Origin of the sequence: Thermopolyspora sp. NPDC052614 (assembly GCF_040678635.1) — a bacterium.
Taxonomy (GTDB): Bacteria; Actinomycetota; Actinomycetes; order Streptosporangiales; family Streptosporangiaceae; genus Thermopolyspora.
Window position 1 is genome coordinate 790891 of record NZ_JBFATZ010000001.1, and the last position, 11930, is coordinate 802820.

Below are 11930 nucleotides of genomic sequence, written 5' to 3' on the forward strand. Positions count from 1 at the left end.
ATTCGAAAGGAAAAACCTGGCATGAGCCAAGCCGTACTCCCCCGGCTGACCGTGATCGGAACCGGTTATCTCGGGGCGACCCACGCGATCTGCATGGCCTCGCTCGGCTACGACGTGGTCGGACTCGACGTCGATCCCGGGAAAATCGAGAAGCTGCAGTCGGGAGAGGTCCCGTTCTTCGAACCCGGCCTGCCGGAACTGCTGACCAAGACCATGCAGACGGGCCGGCTGCGGTTCACCACCTCCTATGAGGAGGCCGCCGAGCACGGCGACGTGCACTTCATCTGCGTGGGCACGCCGCAGATGCCGGGCCAGGACGCCGCCGACCTCTCGTACGTCGACGCCGCCGTGCGCGGCCTCGCCCCGCACCTGACCCGGCGCTGCCTCGTCGTCGGCAAGTCCACCGTCCCGGTCGGCACCTCCGCGCGGCTCGGCGCCGTGCTGCACGAGCTGGCCCCCGCCGGCGAGGAGGTGGAGCTCGCCTGGAACCCCGAGTTCCTGCGCGAGGGCTTCGCCGTCGACGACACCCTCCGCCCCGACCGCCTCGTCTTCGGCGTCGCCTCCGACTGGGCCCGCGAGCGGCTCACCGCCGCGTTCCGCCCGATCCTCGACCTCGGCACCCCCTTGGTCGTCACCGACCTCGCCACCGCCGAGCTGGTGAAGATGGCGGCGAACTCGTTCCTCGCCACCAAGATCTCCTACATCAACGCGATGGCGGAGATCTGCGAGGCCACCGGTGCCGACGTGCGCGACCTCGCCAGCGCCCTCGCCTACGACGACCGCATCGGCGGCCGTTTCCTCAGCCCCGGCCTCGGCTTCGGCGGCGGCTGCCTGCCCAAGGACATCCGCGCCTTCGCCCACCGCGCCGAGGAGATCGGCGTCGGCCAGGCCGTCTCCTTCCTGCGCGAGGTCGACGCCATCAACCGCCGCCGCCGCTCCCGCACCATCGACCTCGTCCGCGAGATGCTTGGCGGCCACCTCAACGGCAAGAACATCGCCTGCCTCGGCGCCGCCTTCAAGCCGAACTCCGACGACATCCGCGACGCCCCCGCCCTCGACGTCGCCCGCACCATGCACGGCCTCGGCGCCAACGTCCGCGTCTACGATCCGGCCGCCCTCGACAACGCCCGCCGCGCCTATCCCGAACTCCGCTACGGCTCCAGCGCCCTGGACGTCGCCCGCGACGCCGACGCCGTCGTCCTGCTCACCGAGTGGGCGGAGTTCCGCGAGATCGACCCCGACGCCCTCGCCGCCGTCGTACGGCACCGGCGCATCGTGGACGGCCGTCACGCCCTCGACGCCGAGACCTGGCGCGCGTCCGGCTGGGAGTACCGGGCCCTCGGCCGCCCCTGAACGCCGCGCCCTGACCGCCCCTGAGCGGCCCGAGCGCCCCCAACCGCCTCGCCCGTCGCCGCGTTTGCGATGCCTTCCCGGATCACCGCAAACGCGGCGAAGTCGCGTTTAAAGGCCGTCCGGCGGTGGGAAAGCGCGTCGAGTGCCCCGGAATTCCCCCGCCTGCGTGCCCAATCGTTTTCCGCGAATAGGAGAAGAAGCGCTTCCACGGCGAAAGCGGATGACGCTTAGTCCCGCGCATGAGTCGTACGGCTCGTCGTAAAAGGTATATAACTCCCGCACCTAATTCGAGATCCTCGGCTTTCAGCGAAACCGGCCTGTCCAAGCCTTCGGCCGTTGTTTACTCTGTCGGGGGAGACGGCGAGGCGGCATCAATTCACGGATTAGCCCCGCATGAGGATTCGTTCGAGCCCGCCGCCCGTGATTTCGCTATGTCCGGGAGGTCTCGATGATCGAACGACTCTGGCTGTATCCTCCGCTGGCCTTCGCCCGGCTGGGGCCCTCGCCGATCCCGTGCGACAACTACCGGTGGGGCCCGAGCGATCTGTCCCCCCGCGGCACCGGCAAGACGACCGTCGTCCCGGAGGAGACGCTGGACGTGGCCGAGGACGGGACCGTCACCGTCCGGCTGCCGGACCGGGTGCGGTTCAAGGACGCGGACGGATTCCGGCCGGTTGCGCCGTTCTTCGAGCTGTACGGCACCTGGTCCGCCGACGGCGACCGGCACAGCGGCCCGATCACCCCGGCCATCCTTGAAGGCTTCGGAATCCGCCTGGACCAGGTGCGCTGGGAGACGCGGGTCGCCAACCTCAAGGCGTACCACTACACCCGGCAGGACGGCGACCGCATCGACGCCCGCGTCGAGTTCCCCGCCGACGACCACACACGGCACGCGCTCCAGGGCGTCTCCCCGCCGGGCGCGGCACGCCCGCTGGTCCCGCCCGGCGCGGCGCTTCCGCTCGGCTCCGTGCAGGCGACCCGCCCCAACGCCGAACTGCCCGGACTGCGGCTGCGCTTCACCCCGGCGAAGGGGTTCGTGTACGGCCCGACCGACCTGGCCGCCCGCACCGACGTCTACCGGCTGCCCGAGCGGCACCTGATCCTCAACCCCGAGGCCGCCTGGTGCGCGTTCTCCCTGGAGGGGGACGACCCCCGCACCAACCCGGGCGGGCTGTTCGCCGGGGCCGAGAACAACGAGAGCCTCGGGCTCGTGGACGACGTGTGCGACGGCGTCGTCCGCTGCCTGCTCCCCGGCGGCCTCACGGCCACCGCCCGGATCGTCGTCGGGCCGCCCGACTTCGCCCCCGACCGCAGGCCGTTCGTCTCCATCGCCGACGGGCTCACCGACCGGACGCGACGCGGGGACGTCCGTTCCCCCGAGTATCTGGCCGACGCCGAGCAGACCGCCCTTGAGGTCCGCGACCTGCTCGAACGCGTCCTGGAGACGATGGACGCGATCAACATCGACGTGCAGAACGAGCGCGCCGGGCTGGAGAACGCGGCCATCGCCCGAGCGCAGGGGCTGCCCCCGGAGGCGGCCCGCGACCAGGCGTTCCCCACCCCCGAGGCGCTGTCCGGCCTGCCGCTGGCCCTCACCGGGCACGGACGCCAGCGTCACCGGCGTCTGGTCGCCCTGGAGGTGCTGGAGGACATCCTGCGCGAACGGCCCGACCTGCTGCGGCAGGTGCTCCGCGAACCGGCGACGTACGAACGGTTCTACGACCGCCGCATGCCCGTCGCGATGCGCGGCTCCGACCGCTACCCCCTGCACCTGACCCGCCGCCAGTACGACCTGCTGCTCGGCTGGGCGCGGTCGCTCCGCGACGGGACGGTGGCGGGAACATGAGCGTGCTGCTCCAGATCGGCCCCCGTCCCGACGGACCCCCGCCCGCCGGGCACGGCGACCGCCCCGGCCTCGCCGCCGAGGTCAAGACCTTCAGAAGCGAGCACGGCGCCCACCTGTTCGTGGCCGACGGCAGCAGGATCTACGACATCCCCGCCGCCGTCGCCGACCGCATCGAGAACTGGACCGCGACGCCCCGAACCGCTACCGACGACGCGGCCCTCGCCCGCGAACTGGGCCTGCCGCTCTGGGACGCCCTTGACGCTCCGCGCGAGGCTTCGCGCGACGCAGGCCCGCGGCGCTACATCGACGCGACCCCGCTCGACCCGCCCGCCCTATCCGCCGTCTCGCTGAACGTGATGCAGGCGTGCAACCTGAGCTGCGGCCACTGCTACGCCGACGAAGGGCGCTTCCAGGGGCGGGCGCGGGCCATGTCCGCCGAGACGGCGTTCGCCACCGTGGACCGCCTGCTGGCCGAGGCGGCCCCCGGCACCGACGTCGTGGTCGGATTCATGGGCGGCGAACCGCTGCTCGCCCGCCGGCTCGTGCACGACGTCGTCGAGTACGCCGCCCGCGCCGGGCGGGCCACCGGCCACCGCGTCAGGTTCGCGATCACCACGAACCTCACCACGGTCCGCCCCGACGACGCCCGCCTGTTCGCCCGGCATCCCTTCACCGTCTCGGTGAGCCTCGACGGCGACCGCGCGGGCCACGACGCCCTGCGCCGGGCCAAGGGCGGCGGCAGCCCGTACGACATGATGCGCGCCGGGCTGGAGGTGCTGGAGCGACACGGCCGCCCGCGCCACCTGGCCGCCAGGGTGAGCGTCACCCCGCGCACCACCCGGCTGCTCGACCTGCTGGACCACGGCATCGGCCTGGGCTTCGACGAGGTCGGATTCGCCGCCGTGGTCAGCGCGCCCGATCCCGCCCTGGAGATCTCCCGGGACGCCTTCGCCGCCTTCCTCGACGGCATGATCGAGTGCGGCGAGAAGGCCCTCGCCGAGCTGAGCGCCGGGCGGCCCTACCCGTTCGGCAACTTCCAGACGGCCTTGCACCAGCTCCACCGCGGGACCCACCGGCCGTATCCGTGCGGCGCCGGAGCCGGCTACCTCAGCGCCTCCGCCGAAGGCGGCCTGTACGCCTGCCACCGCCTTGTCGACGACTCCGCGTACGCCATGGGAACCGTGCGCGAGGGCCCCGACCACGCCGCCCGGCGCGACCACCTGCGGCGCGGCCACGTTGACCGGATGGAGCCGTGCCGGGGCTGCTGGGCGCGGTACCTGTGCGGCGGCGGCTGCTACCACGAGGTGAGCCGCCGCGGGCGGACCGCCTGCGACTACATCCGCGGCTGGCTCGCCTTCTGCCTGCGGGCCTACGTCGAGCTGTCGCAGGCCGCGCCCGGCTTCTTCCGGCAGGCGCCGCCCGCGGACGCCGGAACCGATCCCACCACCGTCGCACGCTGAAGGAGGCGTCCATGACCGAGCAGGCCTCCAGAGCCCCTGAAGGAACCCCTGAAGGAACCCCGGCAGGAACCCCGGCAGGAACCCCGGCAGGAAAGATCTTCCCCCGTAACCTCACCGCCCGCGCCGACCACGTGGTCCGCGGCAACCCGCCCGGGACCCGGCCGGAGAGCGGGGTGGACAACTGCTACCCGGGGCTGGAGTTCGACCAGCGGAACCTGGAGCGCGCGTTCTTCCCCGGCCTCACCGTCGAGTTCCACCGGCCGGACGGCGCGCGCATCGTGGCGCTCACCGGGGAAGGACCCGCGGCCGAGCAGGGCCTGACCGCCGCCGACCTGCCGCTGGACATCTGGGCGGTCTGCGGCCGCACCACGGTCGACCAGCGCGAGCAGGACGCCCGCACGATCGGCTGCGACAACCTCAACGGCCTGGAGGTGTGGCGCGCGGTGCACGACCTGCTGCCCGGCCGGGTCGCCCTGCTCATCGGCCCCGGCCCCGGCCGCAGCTCCCCGGGCGCGGCCCCCGTCGGGGGAGACCTCAACGGCTTCCGCAGGAGCGGCCGCAGCGTCGTCCAGCGCGCTCCCGACGGCACCGTCGAGGCCGCCGTCCTCGTCGCCGAACGGGCCAGATACCTGGACGAGGACGGGGTCATCGAGCCGGAGGCGTACGAGCCCGGCGATCTGACCCGCACCCTGTGCGCTCCCTGGCAGTACGACTTCCGCGACTGCGGCTGCTTCTACTGGGCGGCGTCCAAACCCGACATCGTCACCAGCTCCGACGGGCGGCACCGGGACCTGAACTTCCAGCGCCGGGACCGCCTCGCCGACCCGCCCGTCCCCGACGGCCCGCACCTCGCCGGCCGCCGCGAGCTGGAACTCGACTACCACGAGCTCATCGAGAACTGGAACGTGCTGCCCGTCGTCCTCAACGACCGCGAGACCGACGAACCGGCGACCCCGTCCACCCCCGCCACCGACCCGCTCACCCCGGCCGAGGTCGTCGAGGAGCTCGAATACCTCGCGACGGTGGAGCACGCCCTGTGCGTGGAGTACCTGTTCGCGCACTACTCGCTCGACGCGCCGCCGCACCTGCCCGCCGACGCCGACGCCCGCACCCGCCACGTGTACGCCGCCGCCCAGGAGGTCTTCGCCGTCGCCGTCGACGAGATGCGCCACCTGCGCTGGGTCAACGAGGCGCTGGGCGTGCTCGGGCGGCCTCCCGTGCTCGGCCGCGCCACCGCGATCCACCGGCAGCTCGCCCGGCCCTTCGAGCTCAAGCCGCTCACCCCCGAGCAGCTCGACTGGTTCATCGAGGTGGAACGGCCCAGCCAGGCCAGCGGCGAGGGCGTCGACGGGATGTACGTGCGGCTCCACGCCGCGATCACCACGGCCCCCGAGCACTATCCGCAGGCCGACCGGCTCGCGCACCTGATCAAACTGATCATCGACGAGGGGGCCGACCATTTCCGGCGCTTCACCGCCGTCAAGGCCCACCTCGCCGGGCTGACCCCGCAGGAGTACCTGCGCCCCCTCGACCGAGAGCCCGCGCCCGGCCTGGACGCCTCGCTGCTGGCCCTGGCCGACCAGAACTACGCCCTCCTGCTCGCGGCCCTGCGCGCGACGTTCTCGCTGGGCGACGCGGCCGGGGGCCAGCTCATCGAGCAGTCCCGGCGGGCCATGTTCAACCTGCACGAGACCAACCACGCCCTGGCCGCCCGGGGACTGGCCCCGCTGTTCACCCTCCCCGCGGATCTCGACGGCGACCTGGCGTCCCGGGCCGCCGACCTCGGCCGTGACCTGCGCGAGAAGGTGTCGGAGCTGGGCGACGCCGCGCACCGGGAGACGATGCTGCGGCAGGAGGCCGACGCCCAGGCGCTGCTCGCGACGCTGGGAGACTCGGGATGATCGTCGTCACGACCGGATCAGGGCTGGCCGAACTGACCTGCGCCTGGCTGCTCGCCGAGCGGGGATACAGCGTCCGCGTGCAGGTCCCAGCGGAGGTTTCGGCCGTGGGCCGAGCAGGGGACGGGGCAATCGGGCCGGACGAAGGCCGGGCCGGGGCTGCGGGCAGGGGCCGGGCAGAGGGCGGAGTCGAAGCCTCCGTCGGGGTCTGGGCCGTGGGTGGAGCCGGAGATCGAACCGGTGCGCCTGTCAGGGGTCAGGGCGAGGGCGGAGTCGAAGCCATCGCTGGGATCCGGGTCGTGGGCGGAGCCGGAGATCGAACCGGTGCCCCTGTCAGAGGCCGGGCAGAGGGCGGAGTCGAAGCCTCCGCCGGGGTCCGGGTCGTGGGCAGAGCCGGAGACGGAACCGGTGCGCCTGTCAGGGGTCAGGGCGAGAGCGGAGTCGAAGCCTCCGCCGGGGTCCGGGTCGTGGGCAGAGCCGGAGATCGAACCGGTGCCCTTGTCAGGGGTCAGGGCGAGGGACGGGCAGTGGACTTGGTTGGGGATCCACGTGGAGGTCTGCCTGGGCACCACCCCGTGGGGTCGGCGTCCGGGCATCGCCGCCCGCTGCTGCTGGACGGCGAGACCGTCGCCTTGCTCGCGGCGCTGTGGCGGACGGATCTCCTGGCCGACGCGTGGCCGCTGCGTACCCGGCAGGTCCGCTGGGGGTGTACCGAATCGCGGCGTATGACGTACCCCGCCTTGGCCGTCGATGGAGCGACGCTGACCGCCAGGGCACTGGACCGGCTGGTCCGCCTCCACCCCCGCATCGTCGACGTCTGCGATTCCGAAACGGAGGCGGTGCCCGGCCGCGCCCCCGCTCCCACCGCCGGACCTTTCACCAGTGGCCATCCCGACACCGGCCCGGCGGCCGGATCGACCACCGGCTCGGCGGGCGGAGCGGACTGGACGGTCACGGCGAGTCCGTCCGTCGGCGATCCGCACCTGATCACGGCCGGCCGCCGGCATGTGCTCAGCGCGCACGTGACGCTTCGTCGCGGTCAGGAGGAGGACGTCACGATTCTGGAAACCGTCCCTCGCGGATGGGTGCACCTGTTCCCCATCGGGGGCGGAGGCGCGGTGGCCCAGGCGATGATCCCCGGCCCGGCCGAGCGACCGGCGGACCTGCTGGCGGACCTGCTGACCGAGAGCGGCCTCGGCGCACGGCTGGCCCGCCTACCCGATCACGCCCACGCGATCCCGGCGGCCCCCCGGCTGCTCGGCGAGCAGTCCACGCCCGGCCGGCTGGTCGTGGGCACCGGCGCACTGCGACTCGACCCGATCGCGGGCACCGGGACCGCACAGGCGCTCAGGACGGCGATCCTCGCCGCCGCGATCATCGTGTCCGCCGGGGAAACCGCCAGGCCGTACGAGGACGGCCACCTGGCCCGCTACCTGGCCCACTTCCGATCCCGCCTGCACCGGATCTTCCGCAGCCACCTCCTGACCTGCACCCGGCTCTACGCGGGTACCTTCACCTCACCGGACTGGCACGATGAACTGCGCGCCATGCGCCTCGCCCTCCGCGTCCCGGCCCCGGAACCCACCGGACTCTTTCTCGCCCGACATCGCCTGCTACCGGCCCCGTAGTCCGGTGCCTGCCGGGAATTCCGGTACTAGTCCACACATGCCGTGTTCTCGCCGTTGCCGGTCATGTCACGAAAACACGGTCATGTCACGAAAAACAGCGGCACGATCGGACGGTCGAGGGCCGTCCGATCGTGCCGCCGGGGGTTCCGCCTCAGGTCTGGAGCCGCGGGTTCGGGGCGGGGGTGGCGGCGCAGGTGGCGTCGGGGCCGGGCTGGTCCGGGGGGACCGTGCCGGTGGCGAGATAATCGGCGACGTGCCGGTCGATGCACTTGTTGCCGGACAGCGAGACGCCGTGGTTGCCGCCGTTCTTCTCCAGGATCAGCCGCGAGGAGGGGAAGAGCCGGTGCGCCTCCAACGCCCCCGCGTACGGCGTGGCCGGGTCATAGGTCGCCTGCACCATGAGGATCGGCGGCAGCCCTTCGCCGGTGATCTCCAGCGGCTGGCTTCCCTCCACCGGCCAGAAGGCGCACGCGGCGTTCCCCCACGTGTTGGTCCAGGCGACGAGCGGCGCGACCTGGTACGAGGCGCGGGTGTCCCGCCGCCACGTCGACCATTCCCTCGGCCAGGGCGTGTCGGTGCACAAGGTGGCCAAGTACACATCGTTCACCTCGGAGGGCTCGCCCCCTGCCAAGAGGGCATACAACAGCGCGAGGACAGTGCCATCGCCCGTTTTCTTCAAGAACGATAGGCCGTTGCCGATCCCGGTCCAGTACTCGTCGCTGTAGGCGGCGAGCGCGAGCACCTGGTCCAACTCCGTCGGCCCGAAGATGTCGTCAGTGGGCTTCTTCTTCAGCTTGGCCCTGAGCCTGTAGTAGGTCGCCTCGACCTTCTTCGCGGTCGTGCCGAGCTTCCAGTAGGAGTTGCGCTTGGCCAACCAGGCAAAGAGGTGCCGTATGCGCCGCTGGACGGCGATGTTCTGGTCGAACATGCCCTCGTAGTTGGTCTGGCTCGGATTCACGACGCTGTCCAGCACCATCCGGTTCACCCGCTCCGGGAACAGGGTGGCGTAGGTCATCCCCAGGTTCGTCCCCCACGAGTAGCCAAGAAAGCTGAGTTGCTCCTGCCCCAGAGCCGCGCGGATGTAGTCCATGTCCCGCGCCGAGTCCTCGGTCCGCATGTGCGGCAACATCCAGCCGAAGCGCTTCTCGCAGGTGCGCGCGGTCCGCTTGGCCAGGTTCAGCCAGAACCTCTCCTGCCGGGCATTGGCGGGCACCGCATCGGGAAGCACCTTATCGATGGCCGGCGAGCACTGCAGGCGCGGCTTGCTCGCGCCCACCCCGCGCGGGTCGAACCCGATGACGTCGTACGCCGCGGCGGCCTTGGCCGCGGGCGTCTTCTCGAAGACCGTGGCGAGTTCTCTTCCCCCGCCTCCGGGGCCGCCCGGATTGACGAGCAGAATCCCCTTGTACTCACTCTCCGGAACGGTGTGCTTTTTCCGGGTGAGCGCGATCGTGATTTTCCTGCCGAACGGGTCGGCGTGATCGAGTGGCACGGAGAGCGTGCCGCACTGCAACTTCTTGGAGAGCGGCTTCTTGCAACGCTTCCAAACGATGCTGACCCCGTCCGCGCCCGCCGCGCGCCTCGTGGCGCCCATATCCGCCGCCGCCGAGTCCGCCGTACGCCCCGTGCCATCCTGTGCGTGCGCGCCCGGCCCCACAAGAGTGACGCCGAGCCCCACCACAACGGCGGACAGCCCGGCCGCAACCTTTCGCATATCGACCCCCATAACTCAGGCGCACGCTCACGTGGCCCGTACAATCGCGGTGGAAGCCGAGGGCTCGCACAAATCAGCCGCGAATCGCCCGCCTCGGCTCTGTAATTGCTGATTCGCAAACATTGGTGTTTGCGCGCGCCTGCTTGGTTCGAATTCGTCGGCTGCATATTTCTTCAGGACTGTTTCGTGACATGGCGTGTCGCCCCGGCGTAACGAATCCCGGTGGGGGCGCCCCGAATCACCGGCGACCGCCATACCTCCGCCGGAAACGCAGCGCGGCCCGGCCGGCGCGCTCGTGCACCGGCCGGGCCGCGAATCCGCCCAGCTAATCGGCCCCGCTAATCGGCCCCGCATCCGCTCGGCCTCCGGCGTCGGCCGGGCGGGCAGGAGCAACGGACCGGACTTCGCGGACAGGGGGTACCTCTCCTGGTCATGCCCGTTACTGGCATGACACGAAGAGCGGCGCGATCGGACGGTCGAGGGCCGTCCGATCGCGCCGCCGAGGGTTCCGCCTCAGGCGGCCTTGACATCGATCGCCTTCAGAACAGGGGTGGCGGCGCAGGTGGCGTCGGGGCCGGGCTGGTCCGGCGGGACCGCGCCGGTGGCCAGATAATCGGCGACGTACCGGTCGATGCACTTGTTGCCGGACAGCGAGACGCCGTGGGTGCCGCCGTTCTTCTCCAGGATCAGCCGCGACGAGGGGAAGAGCCGGTGCGCCTCCAACGCCCCCGCGTACGGCGTGGCCGCGTCATAGGTCGCCTGCACCATGAGGATCGGCGGCAGCCCCTCGCCGGAGATCTCCAGCGGCTGCCTCTCCTCCACCGGCCAGAAGGCGCACGCGGCGTTCCCCCACGTGTTCGCCCAGCTGAGGAACGGCGCGACCTGGTGCGAGGCGCGGGTGTCCCGCCGCCACGTCGACCATTCCCTCGGCCAGGGCGTGTCGGTGCACAAGGTGGCGTGGTACACGTCGTTCGCTTCCTCGTTGCCCTCGCTGAATATCCCCGCGATAACGTACAGCTCCCAGACCCTGTCGCCCTTGCCGCTCTTCAACAGTGACAGGACGACGCCGAGCGTGGGCCACATGTCGTCGTCGTAGCCGCCCCGGGTGAACATGTCGTCCAGTTCCGTCGGCCCGAACTTGCCTTCGACGGGCTTGGCCTTCAGTTTGGCCCTGACCCGGTAGTAGGTCGCCTCGATCTTCTTCGCGTTCGTGCCGAGCTTGTAGCTGGAGTTGTGCCTGGCGATCCAGGCGAACAACTGGTCCATGCGCTTCTCGAACGCCTTGTTCTGGTCGAGCATGGCCTCGTAGTTGGTCTGGCTCGGATTCACGACGCTGTCCAGCACCATCCGGTTCACCCGTTCCGGGAACAGGGTGGCGTAGATCATCCCCAGGGCGGTTCCCCACGAGTAGCCGAGATAGCTGAGCTGTTCCTGCCCCAGGGCCGCGCGGATGTAGTCCATGTCCCGCGCCGTGTCCTCGGTCCGCATGTGCGGCAGCATCCAGCCGAAGCGCTTCTGGCAGTCGCGCGCGATCCGCTTGGCGTAGTTCAGCCAGGATCGCTCATCGCGGGCGTTGGCCGGCACCCAGTCGTTGGGCACCTTGGCGTTCGTCGGCGAGCACTTCAGGCGCGGCTTGCTCGCGCCCACCCCGCGCGGGTCGAATCCGATGATGTCGTACGCCGCGGCGGCCTTGGCCGCGGGCGTCTTCTCGAAGGTCGTGGCGAATTCTCTTCCCTCGCCTCCGGGACCGCCCGGATTGACGAGCAGAATCCCCTTGTACTCACTCTCCGGAACGGTGTGCTTTTCCGGGTGAGCGCGATCGTGATTTTCCTGCCGAACGGGTCGGCGTGGTCGAGTGGCACGGAGAGCGTGCCGCACTGCAACTTCAACTTCTTCTTGGAGAGCGGACTCTGTGAGAGCTTCTTGCATGGCTTCCAGGCGATGCCGTCCCCGTCCGCGCCCGCCGCGCGTCTCGTGGCGCCCATATTCGCCGCCGCCGAGTCCGCCGTACGCCCCGTGCCATCCTGTGCG

At 71.1% G+C, this 11930-nt stretch carries 8 protein-coding genes; 5 read left to right on the forward strand and 3 right to left on the reverse strand.

The window, feature by feature from the left end; genetic code table 11:
• Positions 1–21 precede the first annotated feature (21 nt).
• The 4 genes from AB0K60_RS03340 (at position 22) to AB0K60_RS03355 (ending at position 6560) form a co-directional block, all read left to right on the forward strand.
• Entirely contained in the window at positions 22–1353 is a 1332-nt protein-coding gene (locus tag AB0K60_RS03340; protein WP_364048027.1) for a UDP-glucose/GDP-mannose dehydrogenase family protein, read from the forward strand.
• Between the two features lie 448 nt (positions 1354–1801).
• Positions 1802–3199, forward strand: a complete 1398-nt coding sequence (locus AB0K60_RS03345; protein ID WP_364048029.1) for a hypothetical protein — start codon at positions 1802–1804, stop codon at positions 3197–3199.
• A complete protein-coding gene (locus AB0K60_RS03350) occupies positions 3196–4659 on the forward strand; it encodes a radical SAM protein (protein WP_364048031.1) in 1464 nt (487 codons plus the stop codon). The genes AB0K60_RS03345 and AB0K60_RS03350 overlap by 4 nt, the downstream gene beginning before the upstream one ends.
• A gap of 11 nt (positions 4660–4670) precedes the next feature.
• Positions 4671–6560 (forward strand): ferritin-like domain-containing protein, encoded by a 1890-nt coding sequence (locus AB0K60_RS03355; RefSeq protein ID WP_364048033.1) that lies wholly within the window; start codon positions 4671–4673, stop codon positions 6558–6560.
• Positions 6561–6577: 17 nt separating this feature from the next.
• Here the strand turns inward: AB0K60_RS03355 and AB0K60_RS03360 are convergent, their stop codons facing one another.
• Positions 6578–7126 (reverse strand): hypothetical protein, encoded by a 549-nt coding sequence (locus tag AB0K60_RS03360; RefSeq protein ID WP_364048035.1) that lies wholly within the window; start codon positions 7124–7126, stop codon positions 6578–6580.
• Between the two features lie 6 nt (positions 7127–7132).
• Here AB0K60_RS03360 and AB0K60_RS03365 point away from each other — a divergent pair, with 6 nt between their 5' ends.
• Entirely contained in the window at positions 7133–8185 is a 1053-nt protein-coding gene (locus AB0K60_RS03365) for a hypothetical protein (protein ID WP_364048037.1), read from the forward strand.
• A gap of 151 nt (positions 8186–8336) precedes the next feature.
• Here AB0K60_RS03365 and AB0K60_RS03370 read toward each other — a convergent pair whose 3' ends face one another.
• Both AB0K60_RS03370 and AB0K60_RS03375 read right to left on the reverse strand, forming a co-directional pair.
• Positions 8337–9863 (reverse strand): alpha/beta hydrolase, encoded by a 1527-nt coding sequence (locus AB0K60_RS03370; protein WP_364048039.1) that lies wholly within the window; start codon positions 9861–9863, stop codon positions 8337–8339.
• Between the two features lie 549 nt (positions 9864–10412).
• Positions 10413–11828 carry an alpha/beta hydrolase gene (locus AB0K60_RS03375; protein ID WP_364048041.1) on the reverse strand — a complete coding sequence of 472 codons (1416 nt, stop codon included), beginning with the start codon at positions 11826–11828 and terminating at the stop codon, positions 10413–10415.
• Between the last annotated feature and the right edge of the window lie 102 nt (positions 11829–11930).

What these genes read in the sequence shown, in the direction of transcription:
- AB0K60_RS03345 (WP_364048029.1), top strand. Translation starts at nt 1,802, where the DNA reads ATGATCGAACGACTCTGGCTGTATCCTCCGCTGGCCTTCGCCCGGCTG.
- AB0K60_RS03340 (WP_364048027.1), top strand. Translation starts at nt 22, where the DNA reads ATGAGCCAAGCCGTACTCCCCCGGCTGACCGTGATCGGAACCGGTTAT.
- AB0K60_RS03375 (WP_364048041.1), bottom strand. Translation starts at nt 11,828, where the DNA reads ATGCAAGAAGCTCTCACAGAGTCCGCTCTCCAAGAAGAAGTTGAAGTT.
- AB0K60_RS03355 (WP_364048033.1), top strand. Translation starts at nt 4,671, where the DNA reads ATGACCGAGCAGGCCTCCAGAGCCCCTGAAGGAACCCCTGAAGGAACC.
- AB0K60_RS03350 (WP_364048031.1), top strand. Translation starts at nt 3,196, where the DNA reads ATGAGCGTGCTGCTCCAGATCGGCCCCCGTCCCGACGGACCCCCGCCC.